This is a genomic window from Rhodococcus sp. 14C212 (assembly GCF_011058195.1).
GTDB lineage: Bacteria > Actinomycetota > Actinomycetes > Mycobacteriales > Mycobacteriaceae > Rhodococcus > Rhodococcus aetherivorans.
This window is the reverse complement of the sequence record NZ_JAALEH010000023.1, coordinates 1-24,649: the sequence shown is the minus strand read 5'-3', so window position 1 is coordinate 24,649 and position 24,649 is coordinate 1. Positions and strand designations below refer to the sequence as shown.

At 71.9% G+C, this 24,649-nt stretch carries 29 protein-coding genes; 8 read left to right on the top strand and 21 right to left on the bottom strand.

The genetic code is table 11. The features are described 5' to 3' along the window. Positions 1–78 precede the first annotated feature (78 nt). The gene (locus G6038_RS12790) at positions 79–612 is read right to left on the bottom strand and encodes a MarR family transcriptional regulator (RefSeq protein WP_346772812.1); all 534 of its coding nucleotides are present in this window, start codon (positions 610–612) and stop codon (positions 79–81) included. Between G6038_RS12790 and G6038_RS12785 the strand changes: the two genes are divergently transcribed. Further along, the gene (locus G6038_RS12785; RefSeq protein WP_240918462.1) at positions 605–1,171 is read left to right on the top strand and encodes a carboxymuconolactone decarboxylase family protein; all 567 of its coding nucleotides are present in this window, start codon (positions 605–607) and stop codon (positions 1,169–1,171) included. The two genes, G6038_RS12790 and G6038_RS12785, sit on opposite strands and share 8 nt — an antisense overlap. Before the next feature lie 76 nt (positions 1,172–1,247). On the opposite strand, the gene G6038_RS12780 is transcribed toward G6038_RS12785, so the two are convergent. Together G6038_RS12780 and G6038_RS12775 are read right to left on the bottom strand one after the other, a co-directional pair. After that, positions 1,248–1,898 carry a CoA transferase subunit B gene (locus G6038_RS12780; RefSeq protein WP_165038176.1) on the bottom strand — a complete coding sequence of 217 codons (651 nt, stop codon included), beginning with the start codon at positions 1,896–1,898 and terminating at the stop codon, positions 1,248–1,250. Further along, on the bottom strand, positions 1,895–2,641 hold the full coding sequence (locus tag G6038_RS12775) for a CoA transferase subunit A (RefSeq protein WP_165038174.1): 747 nt from the start codon (positions 2,639–2,641) through the stop codon (positions 1,895–1,897). Before G6038_RS12775 ends, G6038_RS12780 begins: the two co-directional genes overlap by 4 nt. A gap of 169 nt (positions 2,642–2,810) precedes the next feature. Here G6038_RS12775 and pcaH point away from each other — a divergent pair, with 169 nt between their 5' ends. Genes pcaH through G6038_RS12745 form a run of 6 tightly spaced genes read left to right on the top strand, consistent with a single transcriptional unit; the run spans position 2,811 to position 8,685 of the window. Continuing rightward, positions 2,811–3,530: a protocatechuate 3,4-dioxygenase subunit beta gene (pcaH, locus tag G6038_RS12770; protein ID WP_165038172.1), complete on the top strand. Its 720-nt coding sequence runs from the start codon at positions 2,811–2,813 to the stop codon at positions 3,528–3,530. Then, positions 3,523–4,116 carry a protocatechuate 3,4-dioxygenase subunit alpha gene (pcaG, locus tag G6038_RS12765; protein WP_165038170.1) on the top strand — a complete coding sequence of 198 codons (594 nt, stop codon included), beginning with the start codon at positions 3,523–3,525 and terminating at the stop codon, positions 4,114–4,116. The genes pcaH and pcaG overlap by 8 nt, the downstream gene beginning before the upstream one ends. 13 nt (positions 4,117–4,129) lie before the next feature. Then, a complete protein-coding gene (locus tag G6038_RS12760; protein ID WP_165038168.1) occupies positions 4,130–5,482 on the top strand; it encodes a lyase family protein in 1,353 nt (450 codons plus the stop codon). After that, on the top strand, positions 5,479–6,648 hold the full coding sequence (gene pcaD, locus G6038_RS12755) for a 3-oxoadipate enol-lactonase (protein ID WP_165038166.1): 1,170 nt from the start codon (positions 5,479–5,481) through the stop codon (positions 6,646–6,648). The genes G6038_RS12760 and pcaD overlap by 4 nt, the downstream gene beginning before the upstream one ends. Then, entirely contained in the window at positions 6,645–7,451 is an 807-nt protein-coding gene (locus G6038_RS12750; RefSeq protein WP_165038165.1) for an IclR family transcriptional regulator, read from the top strand. The genes pcaD and G6038_RS12750 overlap by 4 nt, the downstream gene beginning before the upstream one ends. A 25-nt stretch (positions 7,452–7,476) precedes the next feature. Further along, complete coding sequence (locus G6038_RS12745) at positions 7,477–8,685, top strand: acetyl-CoA C-acetyltransferase (protein WP_165038163.1); 1,209 nt, start codon at positions 7,477–7,479, stop codon at positions 8,683–8,685. A 54-nt stretch (positions 8,686–8,739) separates the two neighbouring features. On the opposite strand, the gene G6038_RS12740 is transcribed toward G6038_RS12745, so the two are convergent. The 17 genes from G6038_RS12740 to G6038_RS12660 form a co-directional block, all read right to left on the bottom strand. Further along, positions 8,740–10,026, bottom strand: coding sequence for an MFS transporter (locus G6038_RS12740; protein WP_165038161.1), 1,287 nt, complete (start codon positions 10,024–10,026; stop codon positions 8,740–8,742). Positions 10,027–10,078: 52 nt separating this feature from the next. After that, a complete protein-coding gene (locus G6038_RS12735; RefSeq protein ID WP_206024651.1) occupies positions 10,079–10,483 on the bottom strand; it encodes a RidA family protein in 405 nt (134 codons plus the stop codon). Then, positions 10,480–10,797, bottom strand: a complete 318-nt coding sequence (locus G6038_RS12730; RefSeq protein ID WP_165038258.1) for a hypothetical protein — start codon at positions 10,795–10,797, stop codon at positions 10,480–10,482. The genes G6038_RS12735 and G6038_RS12730 overlap by 4 nt, the downstream gene beginning before the upstream one ends. An 11-nt stretch (positions 10,798–10,808) precedes the next feature. Further along, complete coding sequence (locus tag G6038_RS12725; RefSeq protein WP_165038159.1) at positions 10,809–11,909, bottom strand: Rieske 2Fe-2S domain-containing protein; 1,101 nt, start codon at positions 11,907–11,909, stop codon at positions 10,809–10,811. Position 11,910: 1 nt separating this feature from the next. Then, positions 11,911–12,153 (bottom strand): recombinase-like helix-turn-helix domain-containing protein, encoded by a 243-nt coding sequence (locus G6038_RS12720; RefSeq protein WP_029546493.1) that lies wholly within the window; start codon positions 12,151–12,153, stop codon positions 11,911–11,913. After that, positions 12,150–12,620 (bottom strand): hypothetical protein, encoded by a 471-nt coding sequence (locus tag G6038_RS12715; protein WP_165038157.1) that lies wholly within the window; start codon positions 12,618–12,620, stop codon positions 12,150–12,152. The genes G6038_RS12720 and G6038_RS12715 overlap by 4 nt, the downstream gene beginning before the upstream one ends. Next, positions 12,617–14,302 carry a thiamine pyrophosphate-binding protein gene (locus G6038_RS12710; RefSeq protein ID WP_165038156.1) on the bottom strand — a complete coding sequence of 562 codons (1,686 nt, stop codon included), beginning with the start codon at positions 14,300–14,302 and terminating at the stop codon, positions 12,617–12,619. Before G6038_RS12710 ends, G6038_RS12715 begins: the two co-directional genes overlap by 4 nt. A gap of 31 nt (positions 14,303–14,333) precedes the next feature. Next, positions 14,334–15,119 carry an SDR family oxidoreductase gene (locus G6038_RS12705; RefSeq protein WP_165038154.1) on the bottom strand — a complete coding sequence of 262 codons (786 nt, stop codon included), beginning with the start codon at positions 15,117–15,119 and terminating at the stop codon, positions 14,334–14,336. 39 nt (positions 15,120–15,158) lie between these two features. After that, on the bottom strand, positions 15,159–15,896 hold the full coding sequence (locus tag G6038_RS12700; protein ID WP_165038152.1) for an SDR family oxidoreductase: 738 nt from the start codon (positions 15,894–15,896) through the stop codon (positions 15,159–15,161). Further along, positions 15,896–16,681 carry an alpha/beta hydrolase gene (locus tag G6038_RS12695; protein ID WP_165038150.1) on the bottom strand — a complete coding sequence of 262 codons (786 nt, stop codon included), beginning with the start codon at positions 16,679–16,681 and terminating at the stop codon, positions 15,896–15,898. Before G6038_RS12695 ends, G6038_RS12700 begins: the two co-directional genes overlap by 1 nt. Then, positions 16,678–17,679, bottom strand: coding sequence for a VOC family protein (locus G6038_RS12690; RefSeq protein WP_165038148.1), 1,002 nt, complete (start codon positions 17,677–17,679; stop codon positions 16,678–16,680). The genes G6038_RS12695 and G6038_RS12690 overlap by 4 nt, the downstream gene beginning before the upstream one ends. Positions 17,680–17,696: 17 nt before the next feature. Beyond that, the gene (locus tag G6038_RS12685; RefSeq protein ID WP_165038254.1) at positions 17,697–18,584 is read right to left on the bottom strand and encodes a PDR/VanB family oxidoreductase; all 888 of its coding nucleotides are present in this window, start codon (positions 18,582–18,584) and stop codon (positions 17,697–17,699) included. Between the two features lie 108 nt (positions 18,585–18,692). Then, positions 18,693–19,211, bottom strand: a complete 519-nt coding sequence (locus G6038_RS12680) for a cupin domain-containing protein (protein WP_165038146.1) — start codon at positions 19,209–19,211, stop codon at positions 18,693–18,695. A gap of 30 nt (positions 19,212–19,241) precedes the next feature. Further along, positions 19,242–19,613, bottom strand: a complete 372-nt coding sequence (locus G6038_RS12675) for a RidA family protein (protein ID WP_165038144.1) — start codon at positions 19,611–19,613, stop codon at positions 19,242–19,244. Next, positions 19,610–21,172 carry an aldehyde dehydrogenase gene (locus G6038_RS12670; protein WP_165038142.1) on the bottom strand — a complete coding sequence of 521 codons (1,563 nt, stop codon included), beginning with the start codon at positions 21,170–21,172 and terminating at the stop codon, positions 19,610–19,612. The genes G6038_RS12675 and G6038_RS12670 overlap by 4 nt, the downstream gene beginning before the upstream one ends. A gap of 257 nt (positions 21,173–21,429) precedes the next feature. Beyond that, positions 21,430–21,966 (bottom strand): MarR family transcriptional regulator, encoded by a 537-nt coding sequence (locus G6038_RS12665; RefSeq protein WP_165038140.1) that lies wholly within the window; start codon positions 21,964–21,966, stop codon positions 21,430–21,432. A 260-nt stretch (positions 21,967–22,226) separates the two neighbouring features. Beyond that, on the bottom strand, positions 22,227–23,210 hold the full coding sequence (locus G6038_RS12660; RefSeq protein ID WP_165038139.1) for a WYL domain-containing protein: 984 nt from the start codon (positions 23,208–23,210) through the stop codon (positions 22,227–22,229). 88 nt (positions 23,211–23,298) lie between these two features. Between G6038_RS12660 and G6038_RS12655 the strand changes: the two genes are divergently transcribed. Further along, the gene (locus G6038_RS12655; RefSeq protein WP_165038137.1) at positions 23,299–23,715 is read left to right on the top strand and encodes a VOC family protein; all 417 of its coding nucleotides are present in this window, start codon (positions 23,299–23,301) and stop codon (positions 23,713–23,715) included. Between the two features lie 81 nt (positions 23,716–23,796). Here the strand turns inward: G6038_RS12655 and G6038_RS12650 are convergent, their stop codons facing one another. Continuing rightward, on the bottom strand, positions 23,797–24,549 hold the full coding sequence (locus G6038_RS12650) for an isocitrate lyase/phosphoenolpyruvate mutase family protein (protein ID WP_165038135.1): 753 nt from the start codon (positions 24,547–24,549) through the stop codon (positions 23,797–23,799). Positions 24,550–24,649 lie beyond the last annotated feature (100 nt).

The following is a 24,649-nucleotide window of genomic DNA, read 5'->3' as shown; positions in this document are numbered from 1 at the left end:
CTCCTGGTCCGGTCGGGACAACGGACCCTGAAGTTAACGGGAATTAACCGAGTTGTCCAGATCGCCGCGCCACGGCGGTCACCGGTCGAACCAGGCCTGTGCGTCGAGACGGAAGCCTTCCGCGCCGACGACCGTGCGCAGATCGGCTTCGAGCTGCCGCAGGCGCTCGGAGCCCAACGTCCGGCCCCACCGGCCCCGGAGCTCGTCGAAGATCGCCGCGGAGCGCCGGAGGCAGTCGAGGCCTCGGTCGGTGAGGACGACGGTCTTCGCGCGCGCATCGGACGGATCCGCCTCCCGCCGCACGTACCCGAGCTGCTCGAGCCGATCCACCGTCTTGCCCGCCGCCTGCTTGGACACGCCGAGACGGCGGCCGATCTCGCTGGCCGAGGCGCCGGCGGTTCCGATGGCCTGCATCGCGAAGCCGTGCGCGGGGCGCACGTCCGGATGCCCCTCCTCGGCGAGCTGCCGATGCAGAGCGTCGACCAGACCACGGAATCCCGCGAACAGCAGGAGCGGCAGCTCGTAGCCGGGGCCTTGCGCCGATTCGACAATGTGGTTTACCGTTTCGTCAACCATGTTGTCTATCTTAACGGAGGACGGTTCGATGCCCACCCCCTTCACCCGCCACAGCCCCGAGACCGCGCCGTCCGCAGCCCGGCCGATCATGTCGGCGATCGGACGAGAGTTCGGATTCGTGCCCGCCCCCGTCGCGCTCATGGCCGAATCCCCCGAACTGCTGTCGGCCTTCACCCGCGCCAACGCACTGTTCGAGCGCAGCAGCCTCGGCGAAATCGAGCGGGAGGTGCTGGTGCTGACGCTCGCCACCCGCAACGAATGCCACGTGTGCGTCGCCCTGCACAGCGCGAAGCTCGCCGGAATGGACGCACCCGGGGACCTCGTCGACGCACTGCGCACCGGGCGGGCCCTCGCCGACGAACGACTCGATGTCCTGCGGAGGTTCACCCTGGCGGTACTCGATTCGGCCGGTGCGGTGCCCGACGACCGGTGGGCCGAGTTCACCGCGGCGGGGTTCACGGCGCGCAACGCACTCGAGGTGGTCCTCGGCGTCGGCACCTTCACCCTCTCGACGCTCGCCAACCGCCTCACCGACGCCGAGCTGGACCCGCCGCTCGCGCCGTTCGCGTGGCGACGCGAGGAGGTCGCCCCGTAAACGCAGACGGCCGAATGTCACACGGGTTCAGTCAAATCGAACGCGTGTGACATTCGGCCCGTCAGGGGAGGGAGGGTCAGACGATGAGCTTCGCGGCGGTCGCGGCCACGACGTCGTCGACACTCACGCCGGGCGCGGTCTCGACGAGCTTCAGACCCTCGTCGGTGACGTCGATGACCGCCATATCGGTGATGATCCGCTGGACGCAGCGCTTGCCGGTGAGCGGCAGCGTGCACTCCTCGAAGATCTTGGGCTCGCCCTTCTTGGTGACGTGCTCCATCATCACGATGACGCGCTTGGCGCCGTGGACGAGGTCCATCGCGCCGCCCATGCCCTTGACCATTGCGCCGGGGATCATCCAGTTGGCGATGTCGCCCTTGGCGGAAACCTGCATCGCGCCGAGGACGGCGACGTCGATCTGGCCGCCGCGGATCATGCCGAAGGACTCCGCCGAGTCGAAGAACGAGGCCCCGGGGATGACCGTGATGGTCTCCTTGCCGGCGTTGATGAGCTCGGGGTCGAGCTCGTCCTCGGTCGGGTAGGGCCCGACACCGAGCACGCCGTTCTCCGAGTGCAGGATCACCTCGACCTCCGGGTCGAGGTAGTTGGGCACCAGGGTCGGCATGCCGATGCCGAGGTTGACGTACTGGCCGTCCGAGAGTTCCGCGGCCACGCGCGCGGCCATCTGCTCACGGGTGAGCTTCTGGATGGTGGCTGCCTGGGTCATGAACGGACCGTCCGATTCTCGATGCCGACAGTGACGGGGCCGACGGGCACGACGCGCTGGACGTGGATGCCGGGGGTGTGGATCTCGTTGGGGTCGAGCTCGCCGGGTTCGACGAGGTGCTCGACCTGCGCGATGGTGATGCGGCCCGACGTGGCGGCGGGCGGGTTGAAGTTGCGGGCGCTCGTGCGGTAGACGAGGTTGCCGTGCCGGTCGCCCTTCCAGGCGTGGACCAGGGCGTAGTCGGCGACGATTCCGCGTTCCATGACGTAGGTCTCGCCGTCGAACTCGCGGGTCTCCTTGGGCGGGGACGCGACCGCGATTCCGCCCTTGCCGTCGTAGCGCAGCGGCAGGCCACCCTCCTCGACCTGGGTGCCGACACCTGCGGGGGTGAAGAACGCGGGGATGCCGGCGCCGCCGGCGCGCAACCGCTCCGCGAGGGTGCCCTGCGGGGTCAGCTCCACCTCGAGCTCGCCGGAGAGGTACTGCCGCGCGAACTCCTTGTTGGAGCCGACGTAGGAGGAGATGGTGCGGCGGATGCGGCCCTTCTCCAGCAGCACCCCGAGGCCGAAGCCGTCGGTGCCGCAGTTGTTGCTGACCGTCTCGAGGTCGGTGGCGCCCTGCTCGAGCAGCGCGTTGATCAGGATTTCCGGGACGCCGACCAGACCGAATCCGCCCACGGCGATGGTGACGCCGTTCGGGATGTCGGCTACGGCCTCGGCGGCGGTGGCAACGACTTTGTCCATGCCTCTACGATAGCGGCAGTTGTGCGTTATGTGAACCCACGTCCGTGATACGAACCATTTCGATACTGTTTCATCTCCGAATATTGATTCGGCGGGGCCGACCCACTAGCCTCGTACGCATAGCGTCCTTCCGTCCATATCGCGAACACGCATCGAACACCGAGGTGCCATGCTTCACCTGCCGCCGCGCTTCGCCCGCCCCGACGGCGTGCACCCGCCGCTCGACTTCCCCGACTACAGGACCACCGCGCTGCGCCGTCCGGCGCAGCCGCTGACGCTCGTCCCGCAGCGGCTCGGCGAGCTCACCGGGCCGGTCTTCGGCGAGGACCGCGTGCAGGAGGGGGACGCCGACCTGAGCATCGCCAACGGCGGCGAGGCCGCCGGTCAGCGCATCATCGTGCACGGCCGCGTCCTCGACGGCGACGGCAAGCCCGTCCCCCACGCGCTGGTCGAGGTGTGGCAGGCCAACGCCGCCGGCCGCTACCGGCACGTCGACGACAACTGGCCCGCCCCGCTGGACTCGTTCTTCAACGGCGTCGGCCGCTGCGTCACCGACGCGGCGGGCCGATACCGGTTCACCACCGTCAAGCCCGGGGCCTACCCGTGGCGCAACCACCACAACGCCTGGCGTCCCGCCCACATCCACTTCTCGCTGTTCGGCACGGCGTTCACGCAGCGCCTCGTCACCCAGATGTACTTCCCCGACGACCCGATGTTCTTCCAGGACCCCATCTACAACGCGGTGCCCGCCGAGGCGCGGCACCGGATGGTCGGCGTCTTCGACTACGGCGCCACCGTCGGCAACTGGGCCCTCGGCTTCCGCTTCGACATCGTCCTGCGCGGACGCGAGGCCACCCCCTTCGAGAACGAGGAGGACGACGATGAGTGAGTTCGCTCCTCGCTACCCCGTCACCCCGGGTGACCAGAGCACCGCCGCCTTCGGCCCCACCCCGTCGCAGACCGTCGGTCCGTACTGGAAGATCGGCCTCGAGTGGGCCGACGGCGCGGACGTCGTCCCCACCGACACCCCCGGCCGGATCACCGTGCGCATCACCGTGATCGACGGGAACCGCGAGCCGATCGCCGACGCCATGGTCGAGACCTGGCAGGCCGACGCCGAGGGCCGGTTCGGCGCCGGGGGCTTCCGCGGCTTCGCCCGCAGCGCCGCCGACGACACCGGCACCGCCGCGATCCACACGGTCAAACCCGGCGCCCACGAGTCCGACACCGAGGCCGACGAGGCGCCGCACCTGAACGTCGGGATCTTCGCGCGCGGCATGCTCGACCGCCTCTGCACCCGCATGTACTTCCCGGAGGACCTCGCCGCGCACGCCTCCGACCCGGTGCTCACCGCGCTCCCGGAGTCGCAGCGGCACAAGCTGATCGCCGACAAGTCCGACGACGGCTACGCCTGGACCGTGTACGTTCAGGACCTCGATCCGAACGGTGTGGAGACGCCGTTCTTCGCGATCTAGACGGGAGCGTGCCTTGACCGTGCCGGCGCAGTCCGACAACACCCGCGGCGCCCTCTTCGACCCCGTGTTCGGGGCCGGCGACCTCGCACCGCTGCTGTCCGACCGGGCGTGGATCGCCGCCCTGCTCGACGTCGAGGTGGCGATCACGCGCGCCGCCGAGAAACACGGTCGCGCCACCGCCGCCGACGTCACGGCCGTCGCCGCGGCGGCCGGGGAACTCACCCGCGAACTGGACCCGGCCGAACTGGGCCGGCTCTCCGCGGCCGGGGGCAATCCGGTGATCCCACTGGTGAAGATCCTGCGGGAGCGCGCGCATGCCCCCGCCGCCGCGGTGCACGTCGGGGCCACGAGCCAGGACGTACTCGACACCGCGCTGATGTTGCTGGCGCACAAGGCCGGCCGGCTCGTCGTCGCCGAGCTGCGGGCCGCCGCCGAGGCGGCGGCCCGCCTGGCCCGCCGGCACCGCGACACCCCGATGGTCGCGCGCACCCTCGGGCAGCAGGCGCTGCCCACCACGTTCGGAGCGCTCGCCGCGACATGGCTCGTCGCGCTCGACGACGCCACCGCCGCGCTCGACCGCGCCCTCGTCTCGCTGCCCGCCCAATACGGCGGCGCGGCAGGCACTCTCGCCGCAGTCCACCCGGACGGCCTCGCGTTCGCGGACACCCTGGCGGACCTGCTCGGGCTGGCGAGACCCCTCGTGCCGTGGCACACCGCGCGTACCCCCGTGACCGGGCTCGCGGCCGCCCTGGGGGTCGCCGCGGGCGCGGTCGCCAAGCCCGCTACCGACGTCGTCCTCATGGCCGCAACCGAACTCGGCGAGGTCAGCGAGGACGCGCCGGGCGGATCGTCGGCGATGCCGCACAAGCGCAATCCGGTCGCGGCGATCACCGCCCGGGCGGCCGCGCGGCGCGTGCCCGGCCTCGTCGCGACCGCCCTCGCGTCGACGGACCACGAGTTCGCCCGCGCCGCGGGCGCCTGGCATGCCGAGTGGGAGACCCTCACCGACCTGCTCCGGCTGACGGGCGGTGCGGCCCATCAGCTTTCGGTCAGCCTGACCGGGCTGCACGTCCACGCCGACGCGTTGACCCGCAACCTCGAACTCACCGGCGGGGCGATCCTCGCGGAGAAGGTCGCCGCGGCGCTGTCCGAGCACACCGGCTCGGCGCGCGAGATCGTCACCGCGGCGGCCCGCGCCGGCACTCCGCTCGACCGTGATCCCGGCATCGTCGAGCACCTCGGCGCCGACCGGGTCCGCGCCCTGCTCGACCCGACCCGCTACCTCGGCCACGCCGGCGACCTCGTCGACCGCGCCCTGGCCCACCACGACACCACCGCCGACCGACCCCTTGGAGGACAGGCATGACCGTCACGCTCAACTACGAACAGCACGGCGACCCCACCGCTCCGCCGGTGGTGCTGCTCGGGTCCCTCGGCTCCGACCTGTCGATGTGGGCGCCGCAGATCACCGCCCTGTCCCCGATCGCCAACGTCGTCGCCGTCGACCACCGCGGGCACGGCAAGTCCCCCGTCGTCGACGGCCCCTACACGATGGCCGATCTCGGCGGTGACGTCGTCGCGCTGCTCGACTCGCTCGGCCTCGCCTCGGTGCACGTCGTGGGCCTGTCGCTCGGTGGCGCCGTCGGCCAGTGGCTCGCCGCGCACCACCCCGAACGCGTCCGCACCCTGACCCTGCTGTGCACGTCCGCCGCCTTCGCCCCGGCCCAGCCGTGGCTCGACCGCGCCGCCACGGTCCGCGCCGACGGGCTGGCGTCCATCGCCGAGTCCATCGTCGGCCGCTGGTTCACCCCGGGCCTCGCCGAACGCGACCCCGGCCTGGTCGCGCGGCACGTCGAGATGGTGGCGGGCACCAGCGACGAGGGCTACGCCGCGTGCTGCGAGGCGCTGGCCACGTGGGACGGGCGCCCCGACCTCGCCCGCATCGTCGCGCCGACGCTCGTCGTCGCCGGTGCCCAGGATCCGGCCACCCCGCCGGCCACCATGGAGCAGATCGCCGACGGCATCGCCGGCGCCGCCTTCCACGTCGTCGACCCGGGCGCGCACCTGGCCAACGTCGAACAGGCCGGCCGGATCACCGCCCTGATCCGCGCGCACATCACCCGCGCCACCCCCGCCGGCGCGCAGCGCACCGCCGCCTTCGAGCAGGGGATGCGGGTCCGGCGCTCGGTGCTCGGCGACGCGCACGTCGACCGGGCGATGTCGGCGGCCACCGCGTTCACCGAGCCGTTCCAGGACTTCATCACCCGCACCGCGTGGGGCGACGTCTGGTCCCGGCCCGGACTGGACCATCACACCCGCCGGCTGCTGACCCTGGCGATCCTCACCGCCGCCGGCAACGAGCACGAACTCGACATGCACATCCGGGCGGCCCTGCGCGCCGGTCTCGACCCCGACGAGCTCGTGGAAGTATTCCTGCACACCGCGATCTACGCGGGAGTGCCGAACAGCAACCGGGCGTTCGCGCTCGGCAGGCAGGCCCTCGCAGACGGCGAGGGGAGCACCACCCAATGACGATCACCGACGGCGACCCGATCCCGGCGACCGCAGCGTCGCCGGACTACGTGCAGTCGCTCGCGCGCGGACTGTCCGTCATCAAGGCGTTCGACGCCGAGCACCCCCGGCGCACCCTCAGCGAAGTGGCCAAGGCCACCGACCTGACCCGGGCCACCGCGCGACGGTTCCTGCTCACGCTGGTCGAGCTCGGATACGTACGTACGGACGGCTCCCGGTTCTGGCTGACCCCGCGCGTGCTCGAGCTCGGCTACAGCTACCTGTCGAGCCTGACGCTGCCGGAGGTGGCGCGCCCGCACCTCGAGGCGCTGGCGCAGAAGGTCCACGAGTCGACGTCGGTGTCGGTGCTCGACGCCGGCGACGTCGTCTACGTCGCACGGGTTCCGGTCAGCCGCATCATGACCGTCTCCATCACCATCGGCACGCGCTTTCCCGCGCACGCCACCTCGATGGGGCGCGTCCTGCTCGCCGGGCTCTCCCCCACCGAACTCGACGCGTACCTCGCCACCGCGACGCTCGAGCCCCTCACCTCCCGCACCCTGATCACGACCGACGGGTTGCGCGCCGAGCTCGACCGGATCCGGCGCGACGGCTACTGCATCGTCGACCAGGAACTCGAGGAGGGGCTCCGCTCGCTGGCCGCGCCCATCCGCGACGCCTCCGGCGCCGTCGTCGCCGCCGTGAACATCTCCACCCAGGCCGCCCGCTACAGCCTCGACGCCGTGCAGAGCGAACTCGTGCCCGCTGTGATCGAGACGGCGGCGGCGATCTCGGCCGATCTCGCCCGGACCCAGAAACACTGAACCCGAATACCGACAAGGAACTGCCATGCGCGACGTAGTGATCTGCGAACCCCTCCGTACCCCCGTCGGCCGCTTCGGTGGCGTCCTGAAGGACGTCGCACCGGAAGACCTCGCCGCCACCGTGATTCGCGAGCTCGTCGCCCGCACCGGCATCTCCGGCGCCGACGTCGACGACGTGATCCTCGGCCAGGCCTCGCCCAACGGGGAAGCCCCCGCCCTCGGCCGCGTCGCCGCCCTCAACGCCGGTCTCGGCGTGGAGGTTCCGGGCCAGCAGGTCGACCGTCGCTGCGGCTCGGGGCTGCAGGCCGTCCTGCAGGCCGTCATGCAGGTCCAGTCCGGCGGCAGCGACCTGATCCTCGCGGGTGGCGCCGAGTCCATGAGCCAGGCCGAGTTCTACGCCACCGGCATGCGCTGGGGCGTCAAGGGTGAGGCCGTGGCCCTGTCCGACCGTCTGGCCCGCGCCCGGGTCACCGCCGGCGGCCGCGACTTCCCCGTGCCGGGCGGCATGATCGAAACGGCCGAGAACCTGCGCGCCGAGTTCGCCATCAGCCGCGCCGACCAGGACGCCCTCGCGGTCCAGTCGCACCAGCGCGCCGTGGCCGCGCAGAAGGACGGCGTGTTCGCGCAGGAGGTCGTCCCGGTGGCCGTGCCCCAGCGCAAGGGTGATCCGCTCGTCGTCGACACCGACGAGCACCCGCGCGCCGACACCAGCGTCGAGTCCCTCGCCAGGCTGCGCCCGATCCGCGGCCGGATCGACCCGGAGTCGACCGTCACCGCCGGCAACGCCAGCGGTCAGAACGACGGTGCCGCGCTGGCGATCGTCACCACCGCCGAGAAGGCCGCGCAGCTGGGCCTGCGCCCGCTGGCCCGGCTGGCGAGCTGGGCGGTGGCCGGCGTGCCGCCGCGCACCATGGGCATCGGCCCGGTCCCGGCCACGGAGAAGGCCCTCGGCCGCCTCGGCCTGAGCCTGGCGGACATGGACGTGATCGAGCTCAACGAGGCGTTCGCCGCGCAGACCCTCGCCGTGACCCGCAGCTGGGGCCTCGAGCCCGACGACGCGCGCCTGAATCCCCACGGGTCGGGCATCTCGCTCGGCCACCCCGTCGGCGCGACCGGCGGCCGCATCCTCGCCACCCTGCTGCGCGAGCTCGACCGCCGCGAGGGCCGCTACGGCCTCGAGACGATGTGCATCGGCGGTGGCCAGGGCCTGGCCGCGGTGTTCGAGCGGGTGTAGACGCCCGTGTGTCCTTCGGGCTGTTCCAGCAGCCCGAAGGACACACCGGCCGCGTCAGCGGTCTGCGGGCACGGCCGCCGGTGCCGGCTTCGAGAGGGTCTTCGGAGCGGTGATCCGGCCGAGCACCGCGATGAGGACCAGGGCGGCCAGGACCGGAACGCACGCCACCAGCACGATGGTGCCGGTCGGGACGCCGAGGCCGATGAGCGCGCCGCCCACCACCGGGCCGACGACCGAGCCGAGCCGTCCCATGGACGCGGACCAGCCGACCGCGGTCGTCGCAGTGCCCTGCGGGTACATCGACACCGACAGCGCGGTCTGACCGATCATGCCGGCCTGGATGCCGAGGCCCACGCCGCCGAAGACGATCAGCAGAAGCATCTTGTCGGGACCGAGGAACGCGGACACGACGAGGAAGACGATCGCCAGCGACGTGGTGACCAGGAGCACCGACGACATCCGGAACCGCAGCGCACCGATCATGAGGACCGCCGCACCGACGAGGCTGCCGACCCCGAGCGCGGCCGAGCCCAGCGGTGCCAACCCTGCCGAGAACCCGTAGCTCGTCAGCAGCGTCGGCAACCACGACGAGAAGACGTAGTACACCGTGAACATCAGGAACGAGAAGCCCCACAGCAGCAGCGTGCGGCTCCGCAGCCCTGGGTCGAACAGGCGCGCGACGGACGCCTCGCGCACCGCCGACGCGGTCGCGGCGGCCGGGGCGGGCTCGCCGGCGGCGGCGCGTCCGTCGGGGAGGCCGATCCACAGCAGCGGCAGCAGGACGGCCGAGGCCGCGGCCCCGACGAGGAACACCGACTCCCACCCGAACGCACCGATCAGGCGCGTGCCGGCCAGTCCGGCGATCAGCGCACCGAGGGAGATGCCCATGGTGACGAACACGGCGATCGACTGCCGCAGCCGGGCGGGATTGAGGGCCGTCGCGTGGGAGACGGCCGCCGGCAGGACCGCACCGAGGCCGAGTCCGGTCAGCACGCGCAGGGCGGTGAGTTCGGTGATCGTCGACGCGAACGCGGTCAGCAGCGAGCCGACGGTGAACACCGCCACCGCGGCCAGCACGACGCGCCGGGCACCGAACCGTGCGACGATCCGGCCGCAGGCGAGATAGCCGAGTGCCACGCCGGCACTGGTCAGGGATAGTGCGGGGGTGAAGTGGGACGGTGCGACGTCCCAGTCCTTCGCGAGCGCCGGGACCGACAGGCCCAGCGCGATCGTGTCGTAACCGTCGAGGACGACGGCGACGAAGGTCAGGACGAGGACGGGCCAGTTCGGCGATGCCTCGTCGGTTCGGGGAGTGGACGATGTGGTGTTGGGTCCGCGCATGGTGGCGTCCTCGGGTCGGTCGATGCCCTGCCAGGGGCGTCGAATCAGAAGGTTACGCGTCCGCCGTCGCGGCCGCCGAGATGATTCCCTGTGCTTCGACCTCGACGCTGAGGCCGTCCTCGACCAGGGCCGACACCGCGACCAGGGTCGAGCACGGGAAGTCGCCGCGGAACACCTCGGCGCGGGCCCGCCCGACGGCGGCCCTGGCTCCGATGTCCGTGACGTAGATGCGCAGCGCGAGGATGTCGTCGACCTGCGCGCCGCAGGCCTCCACCAGCGCGCGGGTGCGTCGGAACGCCTCCCGCGCCTGGCGGTAGACGTCGGCACCGCCGACGGGACCGTCGGGGGTGCCGGCGTGCATGCCGGAGACGAAGAAGTGCCGGCCGACGACTCGGGCGTTGCTGAACATGTCGGGACGCGGCGGCTCCGGGACGGCCGGATGTCCCACCCGGGTCATCGAAGCACCGCGCCGCGACGTTCGTCGGATTCGCGGGTCAGCCGTTCCCGCACCGGCACGAAGTCGTACGTCGGGTAGCACTCGGTGCGGAACACACCCCACGCGCGGCGCTCGAGTTCGACGTTGACGGCGGCCAGCCGATCGGCGGGCAGCCGCAGGGTCACGATCTGCCCGATCCCCATCGCGACCACCCACGAGACGACCTCGCACCCCTCGGGCGGGAACCCGTGCCACCAGTCCGCCTCGTCGAGCCGGCCCTGCAACTGTTCGAGGTTCCGGCTCTGATCGTGCCGCAGGACCACGGTGAGCATCATGGTCTCGCCGCTCACGCCGGCACTCCCGCGAGCACCGCCGCCTGCTGCTTCGCGTCGGCGCGGTAGATCCGGCGGATCCGGGAGACGCCGAGGTCGTGCTGGTAGAGGTGTTCCTCGACGTCGGCGTCCGCGGCCAGCGCCTCCAGGACGGCGCGGTCCTGTTCGAGCACCTCCCAGTGCCGTTCCTCGAGCCGGGTCCGGTACAGGAAGCGCCACGCCTCCCGTTCCCAGCCCGACACGCGCCGGGTGCGCCAGTGGAAGATGGCGGAGTGGTCCCGGTCGATCGGGGTGCACATGCCGACGATGCCGAACACGCCGCCGGGTCCGGCATTGGGGGCGTACGGGATCTCGAGGTCCACGTAGTCCATCGATCCGCGCACGAACTCGACCCAGTCGAAGTTCACGCCGCGCTGGTCGGTCTTCTCGAAGAAGAAGCCGCGGTCGGTCTCGCGGATCCGGAACCGCGCCGAGATGTCGCCGCCGAACATCGAGTGCGAGTTGCGGTGCAGGAAGGCCCCGTGCATCGGATCGAGCACGTTGTCCATGTAGAAGCGCCACGGCCCGGCCCACTCCGCGTAGTTCGGGAACCACGACACCTCCTCGTCCGCGAGCCGGTCCGGCAGGACGAACGGCGTCGGCACGGAGTCGTGGGTCAGGGGCACGAACGCGAAGATCGTGTCGGCGGCCTCGACCACCGACAGCGAGGCGGTCGCGCGTTTGCCCTCGAGCGCGCACCCGGGCATGCCGGGCACGGAGACGACGGTGCCGGTTCCGTCGACCTGCACGCCGTGGTACAGGCAGGCGACGCGGTCACCGAGGTGCTGCCCCACCGACAGCGGGGCGCTGCGGTGCGGGCACCGGTCCTCGAGCATGTGGACCCCGCCCCGGGCGTCGCGGAACAGCAGCCAGTCCACCCCGAGGCGGGTGACCTTGACCATCGCGCCCGGTTCCACCATGCGCGACGGAAGGATCGGGTACCAGCGGTCGCGCAGGCCGGTCGCCGCGATCTCGTCGGCGTCCATCGGCCGGCGGGTGCCGACGGCGAACCGCGGTCCGGCCGGGCGCGCGGCGCCGCTGCCGGTGGTGGTCTGTGCAGTCTCGATGGTGGTCATGTCATCTCCCCAGTCGTCGCATTTCGGCGCGGAAGGTGTCCTCGGTCCAGGGCCGGCCGTCGGGGCCGTGCAGGCCCAGGCCGTTGAGTCCCTCGACGACACCGGGCAGGTCGTGGGTGCCGGTCCCGAAGATCTCCATGAGTGATCCGGCGAGCTTGTCCTCGTAGGGGGTCAGCGGATCGGGATGGGTCTGTCGTGGTTCCAGGTACGGTTCTGTGAATCGTGCCGTCGCAGTGCGGTTCACGCGAAAACTCCTTCGATGTGGGGGGTGGGGGCGGCGAGCCCGGACCGGTAGCGGGCGGCGAGTCCCTCGGCGATGGCGGCGAAGGCGCCCGCCCATTCCGTGAAGGACTCGGGCCGGGTGAGGTGGACGGGCGCCGGACAACCGTCGACGACGACGAAGACTCCGTTGTCGATCTCGCCCGCGAGCCGCTGCGCCGCGGTCAGATCGGTGTCGTCGCCGAGAGCTGAGGCGACCACGAGCGTGGGGACGGTGATCCGGCCGAGGAGGCCGGCGACGACGTCGACGTCGAGCACGGGATCGGCCAGGATCAGGCTGCGCAGCAGGCTGCCGTGACGATCGGCCGCACGCAGGGCGGGTTCGGCGTCGGCGCCCGCGGCGTACAGGTGCACCGCGCGGCCGTCGCGCAGCGCGGCGGCGGCCTGTCCGTCGGTCCACCAGGCAGACTCGGCGCGACTCGGCGGGGTCATCGTGCACCTCCGGTCGGCACGTGCACCGGTGGCACGAACGGTCCGGGCTGCGGGTCGAGGGCGGTCACGTCGACCTCGATCAGCGCGGGCCGGCGCGTCGCGATCGCCTCCCCGAACGCGGACTCGAAGGCGCCGGGCCGCTGCACGAGGGTGTACGGCATGCCCATCGAGGCGGCGAGCAGGTCGAACCGCGGCGTGTGCAGGTCCACCCCGGACCGACGGAAACCGTTGGCCTCCTGCATGTTCCGGAGAACGCCGTAGCCGCCGTCGTTGAACACCAGCACGACGCACCAGGCGTCGGACCCGGCGAGCGAGGCGAGCTCGCCGAGGTGCACGGCCAGGCCCCCGTCCCCGGCCATCACGACCGTCGGAACGTCCCGGCGGGCATGGGCCGCCCCGAGTCCCATGGCGAGGCCCTGCCCGATGCCGCCGCCGAGCGGGAAGACGTTGGTCTCACGCTCGTAGAACGGCAGCAGGCGGTTGCCCCACTGACTGGACGGGATCGTCACGTCGCGGGCGACCACCGACCGGCGGGGCAGCACGCGGCGCATGCCCTCGCAGATCTCGGCGTAGCCGCCGATGTACGCGGTGAGCGCGGCCCGGCTGCGCTTCCGCGCCGCCCGGACCCGGGCCGCCCACTCGTCGCGCCGGACGGTGCCGTCGAGCGCGTCGAGGATGCCGCGCAGTGCCGTGCGGGCGTCGGCGACGATGCCGACCGTGGCCGGATACACCCGGCCGATCGCGGCGGGATCGATGTCGACCTGCACCTGGGTCGCCGGCAGCGCGAGGTGGTAGCTCTTGGTCTCGTTGGACCGGAAGTGGGTTCCGACGGCGAGCAGGACGTCGGCGTCGGCGAGGAGCCCGGCGACCTCGGGGGAGGCCGCGAAGTTCCCGACGACGAGGTCGTCGTCCTCGGACACGATGCCCCGTCCGGAGTTGCTGGTGAGAATCCCGGCCCCGAGCCGGTGCGCGAGGGCGCGCAGTTCGTCGCCGGCGCCGGCGGCACCCCCGCCGAGCCACAGCAGCGGCCGCTCGGCGGAGGCGAGCACCGCGGCGGCGCGGTCCAGCGCAGCAGCGTTGGGGGCCGGTGGCCGTGCGATCCGGGTGTCGGCCGCTCGCTGCTCGTCCGGCGACGCCAGATACTGCAGGTCGGTGGGCCATTCGATGCTGGCGGGCCCCTGCGGTGCCGACAGGATGCGGCCGATCGCGGCCTCGAGTTCCGCCTCGGCGTCCTTGGCGTCGGTGATCGTCGCCGCGTAGGCGGACACGGCGTCGAGCATCTGCCGTTGCCGGGGGAATTCGTGGATCACGCCGCGGCTCGACGAGGCCGGTTCGGGCGTGAGGAATTCGCTTTCGATCTGGCCGGTCACGTGCAGGACGCGGCTGCCGGCGGTGAGGGCCTCGATCATCGATCCGGCGGCGTTGCCGGCGCCGGTTCCGGTGCTCGTCAGCGCCACGCCGATGCGGCCCGAGGCGCGGGCGTACCCGTCCGCGGCGTTGACCGCCGCGGCCTCGTGCCGCACCTCGACGAAGTTCAGGTCGCGGGCGACGGCCTCGACGAGGGGCAGGTTGTGGATGCTGACGACGCCGAACGCGGTGTCGATGCCGTGCCGGCGCATGACCGACACGAGGACGTCGCCGCCGGTGGCGCGCCGACCCGGCGCGGATGAGGGGGTGTCCATGTTTCCTCCGATGCAGATGACCACTGGCGGGTCAGACGTAGCGCCCGACACCGCCGCCGACGTCGACGGTCGCGCCGGTCACGTAGCTGTTGCGGGGTGAGAGCAGGGTGGTGACGGGGAAGGCGACCTCGTCCGCGATTCCGAAGCGGCCCAGTCCGATCCCGCGGTCGGCCGCGATCTCGGCACTCCACTCGTCGAAGTCGCGGCCGTCGCCGGATTCGGCGTGGCGGCGCTGCCACTGACCGGTGTCGACGAGGCCGAGCAGCACCGAGTTGACGCGGATGCCGTCGGGTGCGAGCTCCCCGGACAGGGACTGCGCCAGGTTGAGCAGTCCGGCACGGGCCGCCGAGGTGACGGCGAGCCGCAACTCGGGTTGCCGTGCGAGGATCGCGTTGACGATCACCACGGAGGCCGCATCGGACTTCGCGAGCGCCGGCCGCGCCGCGCGGATCAGGTGCAGCGCGCCGAAGATCTTGAGCTCGAACTCGTCCCGGATCTGCTCGTCCGTGGTGTCGGTGAGCGTCGACATCAGCGAGCGGCCGGCGTTGCACACCACCCCGTCGATTCCCCCGAACCGGTCGACGACCGCATCGACGAAGGCCTGCACGGAGTTCCGGTCGGTGACGTCGCACGCGACGGTGAGGACATCGGCCGGGTCGGCCGCCAACGTGCCGGCGGCGGCGCGCAGGCGGTCGAGGTCCCGCGCGCACAGTGCCACTCGGGCACCTTCGGCGGCGAGCATCCGGGCGGTGGCGAGGCCGACACCGGAACTCGCGCCGGTGACGATCACCGTGCGTCCGGTGAGGTGCAGGTCCATGGGTTCTCCGTGGGTTCGGGTGCTCGCCGGGCGAGCAGGTCAGTTCAGGACGAATCCGCCGTCGACGACGACGGTCTGGCCGGTGACGAAGGCGGCGTCCTCCGACAGGAGGAACCGGACGACCCCGGCGACGTCCTCGGGGGTCTGGTCGCGCGGGAGGGCGCGGCCCTGCGCGTAGGTGGCGTAGCGGGCGGCGGGAACGGATTCGGTGGCCTCGACCCGGACGAGCCCGGGGGCGACGGCGTTGACCCGCACCCCGTGCGGGCCGGCGTCCCGGGCCATCGAACGCGTCATCGCGACGACGGCGCCCTTGGAGGCGACGTAGTGGATCAGCCGGGGCGATCCGTAGAAGGCCACGTCGGACGCCATGTTCACGATCGCGCCCCGGTTGGCGGCGAGCAGCGGCCACAGGTGCTTGGTCACCATCCAGGTGCCGCGCACGTTGACCGAGGTGATGCGGTCGAACTCGCTCTCGGACAGTTCCCAGAACGCGTCCCCGCCGACGCCGTCGGCGATGGCCGCGTTGTTGACCAGGCCCGTCAGCGGACCCTCGTCCGCCAGTCGCGTCGCGAGAGCGCGCACGGAGCCGCCATCCGCGATGTCCGTGACCACCGCGATCGCGTCGCCGCCGCGTTCGCGCAGGGCACGGGCGGCGCCCTCGGCGGTGTCCGCATTGCGCTCGGCGATCACCACCCGGCGTCCGTCGGCACACAACCGCTCGGCGATGCAGTAGCCGAGACCGCGGCCGGCCCCGGTCACCACGACGGTTCCGCTCATCACGCGGCTCCTTCCCAGAATCGGACCAGTTCGCAGGCGACCACACGGGGCTGCTCCTGGATCGCCGCGTGACCCGCATCGGCGACGACGACGAGCCGCGCCCCGGGGATCGCGTCCGCCAGGAGCTGCGATTCGGCGACGCCGGTGACGACGTCGTGTTCACCGACGAGGACCAGGGTGGGGACGGTCAGGGTGTGCAGGATCGGCCCGTGGTCGGTGGTCGCCATGCCTTCCGCGGCCGCCGCATATCCGGCGAGGCGCACGGCGGCCATGTCGGCGGCGACACGTGAGCGGACGGCATCGGACGCTCCGGGCGCCGTGAGTTTCGGTGCCCGCTCCGCCGCGAACCGGTCGGCGCCGGCCTCACGCAGGGCGCGGACGCGGTCGCGCATGGCGGCGGCGCGGTCGGGCGACGTGCCCGACCCCCGGGTGCTGTCGGCGAGGACGAGCGTGCGCACCCGTCCGGGCCGGCGGCGCGCCACCTCGAGCGCGACGACCCCGCCCCACGACGTGCCCACCAGGTGCACGGGCCGGTGCGGGTCGATGCCGTCGAGGACGCGCAGGACGTCCGAGGCGTGCTCGTGGCGTGCGCCGGCCGGGTCGGCGGAGCGGCCGTACCCCGCGGCGTCGAGCCGGTACGTCGCGTGTCCGCGGGCGGCGAGTTCCGCCGCGAGGGGTGCACACGAGTTCGCGTTGCCGCCGATGCCGTGCAGCAGGAGCACCGGATCCCCCGTGCCGAGCCGCTCGACGTGCAGGTGCCCGGTCGCCGCGGCGTCCGCGGTCACGACGGCGCTCCGGCCGCGAGGCCGGCCCCGTAGAAGTAGTCGGCGTCGCGGGCCTCGACGCGGTCGCGGTGCCCCGGGTCGGGGCTGCCGGCCATGGCGGAGCGCACGGTCGTGGTGGGCGGCCCGGCCGTTCCCCACTGGTCGGACAGTTCCGGTGTGCGCTTCCACGTGCGGCACAGCCAGGCGTCCTCGTCGATCTGGGCGACCTCGGAGGTGTACTCGCACACCAGGCCCGCCGGGTCGGTGAAGTAGGAGAAGGTGTTGTCGCCGGGGCCGTGCCGGCCCGGGCCCCACTGCGGCGCGATGCCGTGCGCCCGGAGCCCGCCGATGCCGCGCATGAAGTGGTCGAGGCTCTGCATCTCGTACGCCACATGGTTGAGCGAGGGCCACGGCGCCCGGTTGAGCGCAATGACGTGGTGGTCGGAGTTGCAGCGGAGGAAGGACATCTGCCGCTCCGACCAGTCCGAGATCCGCATGCCGAGCACCTGCGTGTAGAAGGCGGTGGTGCGCTCGATGTCGGTCGTGTTGAGCACGACGTGGGCGATCTTGCGGGGGACGGCCCGGCGGCCGGCCGGTTCCTGCCCGGTCACCGCGTGGGTGTCGGCCGACAACTCGAGGCACCGCCCCTCCGGATCGACCAGTTGCAGCCCGTAGCCGCCGCCGGCGTCGTCGAGCGGGCCCGGCGTGCGCAGCATCGGGATGCCGAGCCGGTCGAGGGCCAGTGCGGCGTCGTCGACCTCGCGCGGGGTGGCGAGGGCGAAGCTGATCCGCCCCAGGGCGTTGACGTCCGACCGCTCGACCGCGAGCACGTGGTGCTCGGGTCCGGTGGCGCGCAGCCAGAATCGGTCGCCGTCGGCCTCGACGGTCGTCAGGCCCCAGGCCTCGTGGTAGAAGTCCCGCGACGCGGCGGGGTCCGGCACCGACAGGGTCACCGAGCGCAGGGCACGCAGCCGGCAGACGGGCGAGTCGCTGTAGCGCGGAAGTTGGTGGTGATACATGCGTTCCGGTTCCCTTCTCACAGATCCAGGACGAGTTCGGCGGAGCGGCAACGGGACACGCACGGGAACATCGTCGATCCGGCGGCGTGTTCGGACTCGGTGAGCAGGAAGTCGCGGTGGTCCACGTCGCCCTTGATCACCCCGACCTCGCACGTCCCGCAGATGCCTTCGGTGCACGAGCTGGGTACGGGCACACCGGCGGCGGCGAGGGCGTCGAGCACCGACACGGTCGGCGGCACCGGGATGCGGTGGCCGGTGCTCTCGACGATCACGTCGAAGGCGGTGTCCTCCCCCGAGCGCGGCGCCGGTTCCGGGGCCGCGAACCGTTCGGTGCGCACCTGACCGGGGTCCGGGACGGTCGCGGCCACCGCGTCCATGAGGGGGGCGGGACCACAGCAGTAGACGACGGCGGTCGGCGGCAGGCCGGACAGCAGCCCGGCGAGGTCCGGCAGGCCCCCGGCCTCGTCGTCGGCGTGGACGGTCACCTGCTCGGCGGGATGGGCGGCGATCTCGTCGACGAACGCCATGGCCCGCCGGGAGCGTCCGGCGTAGAGCAGGCGCCACGGCCGTCCCGTCGCGTGCAGTTCCCGCATCATCGCGACGATCGGGGTGATGCCGATGCCGCCGGCCACGAGGACGTGGTCGGTCGCGACGGTGTCGAGGGCGAAGGCGCTGCGCGGTCCGTCGACGTCGATCTCCGCGCCGATCTGCAGCGATTCGTGCACGTAGGCGCTGCCGCCGCGGGAGCGCTCGGCGCGCAGCACGGCGACCGTCCAGCGCGTGGTGTCCCGCGGATCCGAGCACAGCGAGTACTCGCGCACCACACCGTTCGGCAGGTGCAGGGCGAGATGCGCTCCCGGCTGCCACCGCGGCAACGGCGCACCGGTCGGATCGACGAACGTCACGCTGGTGACTCCGTCTGCCTCCCAGGTCTTCTGGTGGACGCGGAGGCGACGTCGGACGGACTGCTCCATCGGTGATCTCCCTGTCGGTGGAGGGTCTTCTCGGAGGCGTCAGCGGGTGACGCCGTACATCTCCGAGCTCGGCGGGTAGGTGGGCAGCTGCGGCTTCGCGGCGCCGATGATCACGCAGAACAGGGCGTCGGTGTCGCCCACGTTCGCGAGGCTGCGGGGCACGCCGGCGGGAACGCGGATCATGTCGCGGTAGCCGAGCCGTCGGACGGCCTTCCGGGTGCCGTCCTCGACGTCGTGGACCGCGACCTCGAGCTCGCCCTCGAGCACGAAGAACACCTCTTCGACGTCGTGGTGGGTGTGCTCGGGGCCGACCGCACCGGCGGGCAGCCGCATGTTGGACAGGGTGAAGTGCTCGGCGGGCAGCGTGCGGGCGTCGCCCTCGTGGTTGCCGGTGGCACCGGAGCCGATGTAGCGGATCTGGGCGCGCTTGAATCGATCTCCGCCCTTGGCGGCCTGGAAGCCGAGGGTGTCCCAGTCCTCGTAGCGGCTGGCGCGGCTGGCGATGCAGGAGTCGATGAGGGCTTCGAGGTCGACGGTGGTCTTCTCGGGTGCGGCCATGACGGTGGGTCCTTTCGTACTGTGGGGGGTTCAGGCGCGATGCGCGACGGCTTCGATCTCGACGGTGGCGCCGTAGGGCAGGGCGGCGACCTCGACGAACGAGCGGGCGGGCCGGGGCTCGGCGAAGACCTTCTCGTAGTGGCGGTTCGCCTCGTCGCGGAGCGTCACGTCGGTCACGAAGTACGTGGTCTTGACGACGTCGGCCAGGGTCATGCCGATGGTCGCGAGGCGCTCGCCGAGGCGGGCGATCGCGGCGTCGAAGGCGGCGGTCGTGCCGTCGACGGCGATTCCGTGCTCGTCGACCGACAGGGCGCCGGAGACGAACCCGAAGCCGGCGACGGCGTAGGCGGGGCTGTACGGGTGGGCGGTGCGGTCGTGGGTCGCGGTAATCGAATCGGTCACCGGGAAGGGTCCTTTCGGGTTTCTGTCGGGTCGGGGGTGGCCCAGGCGATCGGTTCGCCGGACAGGTCGAGGTAGATGCTCTTCTGGTCGCAGTACTGACGGATGCCCTCGCGTCCCTTCTCGGTGCCGAGACCGCTGTCGCCGAGACCGGTGAAGGGCGTCGAGATGCTGAACTGCTTGTAGGTGTTGATCCAGACGGTGCCCGCGTTCACCGCGCCGGCCACGCGCCACGCCCGCCGGTAGTCGGAGGTCCAGATGCCGCAGGCCAACCCGAACACCGAGTCGTTCGCCTGCGCGATCAGGTCCTCCTCGTCGTCGAAGGACAGCACGACGGCCACCGGACCGAAGACCTCCTCGCGGCAGATCGTCGCGGAGTTGTCGACTCCGGTGAGCACCGTGGGCGGGTAGTACGCGCCGGACGAGAGCCGTTCGTCGGCCGGGATCGCGCCGCCGCACAACGCCCGGGCCCCGGCGGCGACGGCGTCGTCGACCATCGCGGCCACCCGGTCCCGATGCGCGAAGGTGATCATCGGCGCCACCCGGGTGCGCGGGTCCGTGCCGGGACCCAGGCGCAGGGCCGCTGCGCGCCGGACGAGTTCGCCGGTGAAGGTCTCGGCGATGCTGCGGTGGACGAAGATCCGGGATCCGGCGATGCAGCTCTGCCCGGACGAGGAGAAGACGCCGTAGAGCACGCCGGCGAGGGCCTGTTCGAGATCGGCGTCCTCGAACACGATCGTCGGGGACTTGCCGCCGAGTTCGAGAGTGATCGGCATGAGCTTGTCGGCGGCGAGATGCGCGAGGTGCCGCCCGGTTTCGGTGCCGCCGGTGAAGGTGACCTTGGCGACGTCCGGGTGCCGGACCAGCGCCTCGCCGACGGTGCGCCCGGAGCCCGGCAGGACCGAGAGCACCCCCGCGGGCAGCCCGGCCGCCTCGCAGATGCGGGCGAGACGCAGCGTCACCCACGGCGCCCACACCGGCGGCTTGCTCACGACGGCGTTGCCGGCGGCGAGGGCCGGGGCGATCTTCTGGGCGTCGGACGCGATCGGCGAGTTCCACGGCGTGATCGCGGCGACGACGCCCATCGGCTGGTACGTCGACATGGTCAACCACGGCCCCCGGGGCGTGGTCAGTGCGGAGTCCATCGTTTCGAGTGCGGCCGCGGTGTAGCGAAACGTGTTGGCGGCGCTGGCAACCAGGGCCCGGGTCTCGGTCAGCGCCTTGCCGGTGTCGAGGGTCTGCAGCCGTGCCACCCGTTCGGCCTCGTCGTCGAGGGCGTTGCCGACGCGGTGCAGGACCCGTGCGCGCTCGTGCGGGAGCAGTGTCGACCACCCGCCGTGGGCGGCGCGGAGACCTTCGGTGACGGCGCGGTCGACGTCGTCGACGGTCGCCGTGTGCAGGTTCGCGAAGACCCGGCCGGTGGCGGGGTCGACGGACTCGATGCACTCACCGAGTCCACGCTGCCATCGGCCGGCGACGAGGATCTCGTCGACCGTGTCGACGGACTCGGGCTCGTGCTCGGCGGGTCCCACCCGGAGAGGGGACGCGTAGGCAAGGGGCATGAGGGAGGTCCGTTCGGTCGGGACGGACGCGGACCACGCTGCTCGCGGAGCCGGAGGGTGGTGCGCGCCGAGTCGATATCTTTGCACTAAGAGATTTGTATCGTCTTAGCGCAAAGAGGTCAATACCCGAATGTCCAGACCAGCCGGTCGTTACGCCGGATTTACGGGGCCGAAACGGAGGAGACGCAGGTCACAGGGGTGTGGCGGGCGCCATAGAGATTCTCGAAATTCTTCTCGTCGGGCACCCGGATGCGGCGTCAGACCGGCCGATCGGCGTCCGAGTCCACGCCCACACCGGTGCCCGAGTCCTCGAACTCGGCCGCTCGGGCGGAGTGCTCCAGTCGGGCGAGCAGGCGCGCCAGCGTCTCGCGCTCGCCGGCGTCGAGGTCGCCGAGCATCGCCTGCAACTTGGCGAAGTGCGCGTCGGCGACCGAGTCGACGAGCGCGGCACCGGCGGGTGTGAGCTCGACATACACCACCCGGGCGTCCTGGCTGTCCTTCGATCGGGTCACCAGGCCGGCCTGCTCGAGCCGATTGACGCGCAGCGACAGCCCGCCGGTAGTGACCAGCGTCTGATCGGCCAGCTCCCCCGCGGTGAGCCGATGATGCGGCACGGCGCGACGCAGGCAGGCGAGAACGTCGAACCCCGAATCGTTGATCCCGTGCTCCTCGAACGTGGGCGCGATGCGGGACTTGTAGACGAGGAAGCTCCGATGGAGGCGGCCGAACACCTTCAGCCCCGACACGTCGAGTTCGGGACGGGCCACGGCCCAATGTGCGACGATGGCGTCCACGGCGTCGCGATCCCCAGGCTCTCCCACAATGCCGGGAGTCTACCCGCGGCTCGACCGAGCTCCCGTCCGGCCACGCACAGCGGGCCGCGCCGTGCGGGCGCGACGGCGGGGACGCCGAACGAATCGCCGCCGTTCGCCGTCGCCGTCACTTCTTCTCGCACAAGCCGATTCGACCCGCCGATCATCCACGACCGGATACCCGCACGCCACGCCGGATCGTTGCCCCCACAAGATCTGTCACTTTTTCCGCGAGCCCGGATCTACCGGCGATCCCGTTCCGGTGCCGCACCGGTGCCTTCCGGATCGCGGTAGCGGTCGGTGAGCTCCGCGCCGATCCGCGCGAGTTCCGCCCGGACGGAAGGTGGTTCGGTCACCTCGATCATCGTGCCCCAGCCGGCGAGAGTGCGGGCGATGTCCAGCGGCGTCGGCGCAGCGACGCGGACCCGGACGCGTCCGTCGCCGAGTTCGCCGGCGGCGTGGCAGTGCCGGCCGAAGTGGTCGCGCAGGATCGGCACGAACCGGGCCGCGAGCAGTACGGTCGCCCACGTCCGTGACCGCCGCTGCTCGACCTCGCCGACGACCTGCCGCCACGCGGCGTCGAGCGCGAAGCCGTCCGGGCGCGCGGCCGGCTCGTCGGTCGGTTCGGCCCGGACGATCCGATCGACGCGAAAGGTGCGCTGACCGCGATCGGTCCCCGCGATCAGGTACCAGATGTCGTCCTTGTCGACGAGACCCCACGGGTCCACCAGCCGCTCACTACGCTCGCGCGCGCTGTCGGTGTAGACGAGGCGCACTCTCCGTCGCCGCACGACGGCGGCCTGCAGAACATCGACCGTCCCGGGCCGGTGCCGGTCTCGCGCGCCCCACCGGGTGGGATCGATCATCGTGGCGTCCGCAGCTGCCTCGGCGTCGGCCCGGAACGTCGACGGCAGCGCCCGCACCAGCTTGCGCAGGGCGGTCTTGACCTCACCGGAGACGGCCGCCGCGGGGCCGACGAGCAGGAACAGTGCCTGCGCCTCGGCGGCCGAGAGCCCGCTGAGGTCGGTGCGGGCGCCGCCGACGAGCGACCACCCACCGCCGCGTCCAGGCTGCGGATACACCGGGATCCCCGCCGCGGACAGCGCCTCGAGGTCGCGGCGGGCAGTGGCCACGGATACCTCGAGCTCGGCGGCGAGCTCGGCGGCGGTCACCCGCCCACGGCTCTGCAGGAGCAGCAGGGCGGCGACGAGACGGTCGGCGCGCACCCCCGAAATGTCTCACGAAAAGTGCTCGGAAGGTGAGCACTTTCGCCCGCAGGATGGATGTCGATACCCCCGAGGAAAGGAACGAGCCATGTTGCGAGGACTCTCCACCGTCACCTTCTTCGCCGACGACCTGACGGCCGCCGGCGCCTGGTACGCCGAACTGCTCGGCGTCGAGCCGTACTTCCGACGCTCCGTCGAGGGCAGGCTCGCATACCTCGAATTCCGCACCGGCGACTACGGGCACGAACTCGGGATCATCGACAGCCGGTTCGTCGCCCACGACCGCCCCGGGCAGGCCGGCCCCGCGACGACCTACTGGCATGTCGACGATCCCGCCGCCGCCCTCGAACGGCTCGAATCGATGGGCGCGACGGTGCACGACAAGCCGGTCGAGCACGGCCCCGGATTCGTCACCGCCTCGGTGATCGACCCGTTCGGCAACGTGCTCGGCGTGATGTACAACCAGCACTACCTGGACGTGCTGGCGGCGCGGACGGAGCCGTGACGGACCGTCGGCGGTCGCCGAGCCGCGCGGGTGGGACGTCGGCGGAGTCACCCGGCCGACGAACGCGCGCTGCGCACGCGTTCAGCGCCACCGCCCCAGCAACTCACTCGCCCGCTCGGCCAGGGTGGCCTGCAGCAACGGCCCGAAGCTGATCCGCGCGACGCCGAGCGCAGCAAGCGACGCGAGATCGTTCTTCGCCGGGTGGGCGATCGCATTGACCGGCAACGGCAGCTCCGACGTCAGGCGCCGCTGGATCTCGTCGCTGTGGAAGCCCACCGGATAGAGCACATCGGCGCCGGCATCTGCGGCCAGCCTCAGGCGGTCGATCGCCCGGTCCACCCGGTCGGACTCGTCACCGATCTGCTTGACGAACAGATCGGTGCGGGCATTGACCACCAAGTGCACACCGGCGGCGTCGGCGGCGGCACGCAACCCGGCCACGTACTCGGCGTGCTCGGCCGGCTCGCGCAGCCGCCCACCCTCACTGTGCACGGTGTCCTCGATGTTCAATCCGACAGCGCCCGCCCCGAGCAGCCCCTCCACGATCCGAGCGGGGGCCTCACCGTAACCGGCCTCCACATCCACCGAGATCGGCACGTCGACCGCTGCGGTGACCTGCCGGACCCGGGTCAGCAGCTCCTCGAACGTCATCCCCTCGTTGTCCGGCTTGCCGACCGAGTCGGCCACCGGATGGCTGCCCATCGTCAGCGCGGAGAAACCGGCCTGCACCGCCAAGTTCGCCGACCAGGCATCCCACACGGTCGGCAGCACCACGGGGTCACCGGGAACGTGCAGAGACTTCAGCGCTACGGCCTTCTCGGCAAGAGTCGTCATGCCGCATCCAACCACACACGCGCACAGCAATCCCGGCGAACGCACCGCACCGCGAGTGCGATGCGCGACGGGCGCAGAGGCAGCGCGCAGGGGGCAGGGG

Bases quoted from the DNA above. Each gene is read 5' to 3' on its own strand.
- G6038_RS12750 (WP_165038165.1), top strand. From the start codon at position 6,645: ATGACGATCACCGACGGCGACCCGATCCCGGCGACCGCAGCGTCGCCG.
- pcaH (WP_165038172.1), top strand. From the start codon at position 2,811: ATGCTTCACCTGCCGCCGCGCTTCGCCCGCCCCGACGGCGTGCACCCG.
- G6038_RS12725 (WP_165038159.1), bottom strand. From the start codon at position 11,909: ATGACCACCATCGAGACTGCACAGACCACCACCGGCAGCGGCGCCGCG.
- G6038_RS12735 (WP_206024651.1), bottom strand. From the start codon at position 10,483: ATGACCCGGGTGGGACATCCGGCCGTCCCGGAGCCGCCGCGTCCCGAC.
- G6038_RS12655 (WP_165038137.1), top strand. From the start codon at position 23,299: ATGTTGCGAGGACTCTCCACCGTCACCTTCTTCGCCGACGACCTGACG.
- pcaD (WP_165038166.1), top strand. From the start codon at position 5,479: ATGACCGTCACGCTCAACTACGAACAGCACGGCGACCCCACCGCTCCG.
- G6038_RS12710 (WP_165038156.1), bottom strand. From the start codon at position 14,302: ATGGACACCCCCTCATCCGCGCCGGGTCGGCGCGCCACCGGCGGCGAC.
- G6038_RS12775 (WP_165038174.1), bottom strand. From the start codon at position 2,641: ATGGACAAAGTCGTTGCCACCGCCGCCGAGGCCGTAGCCGACATCCCG.
- G6038_RS12745 (WP_165038163.1), top strand. From the start codon at position 7,477: ATGCGCGACGTAGTGATCTGCGAACCCCTCCGTACCCCCGTCGGCCGC.
- G6038_RS12650 (WP_165038135.1), bottom strand. From the start codon at position 24,549: ATGACGACTCTTGCCGAGAAGGCCGTAGCGCTGAAGTCTCTGCACGTT.
- pcaG (WP_165038170.1), top strand. From the start codon at position 3,523: ATGAGTGAGTTCGCTCCTCGCTACCCCGTCACCCCGGGTGACCAGAGC.
- G6038_RS12785 (WP_240918462.1), top strand. From the start codon at position 605: ATGCCCACCCCCTTCACCCGCCACAGCCCCGAGACCGCGCCGTCCGCA.
- G6038_RS12690 (WP_165038148.1), bottom strand. From the start codon at position 17,679: ATGTATCACCACCAACTTCCGCGCTACAGCGACTCGCCCGTCTGCCGG.
- G6038_RS12705 (WP_165038154.1), bottom strand. From the start codon at position 15,119: ATGGACCTGCACCTCACCGGACGCACGGTGATCGTCACCGGCGCGAGT.
- G6038_RS12715 (WP_165038157.1), bottom strand. From the start codon at position 12,620: ATGACCCCGCCGAGTCGCGCCGAGTCTGCCTGGTGGACCGACGGACAG.
- G6038_RS12680 (WP_165038146.1), bottom strand. From the start codon at position 19,211: ATGGCCGCACCCGAGAAGACCACCGTCGACCTCGAAGCCCTCATCGAC.
- G6038_RS12740 (WP_165038161.1), bottom strand. From the start codon at position 10,026: ATGCGCGGACCCAACACCACATCGTCCACTCCCCGAACCGACGAGGCA.
- G6038_RS12700 (WP_165038152.1), bottom strand. From the start codon at position 15,896: ATGAGCGGAACCGTCGTGGTGACCGGGGCCGGCCGCGGTCTCGGCTAC.
- G6038_RS12780 (WP_165038176.1), bottom strand. From the start codon at position 1,898: ATGACCCAGGCAGCCACCATCCAGAAGCTCACCCGTGAGCAGATGGCC.
- G6038_RS12670 (WP_165038142.1), bottom strand. From the start codon at position 21,172: ATGCCCCTTGCCTACGCGTCCCCTCTCCGGGTGGGACCCGCCGAGCAC.
- G6038_RS12730 (WP_165038258.1), bottom strand. From the start codon at position 10,797: ATGATGCTCACCGTGGTCCTGCGGCACGATCAGAGCCGGAACCTCGAA.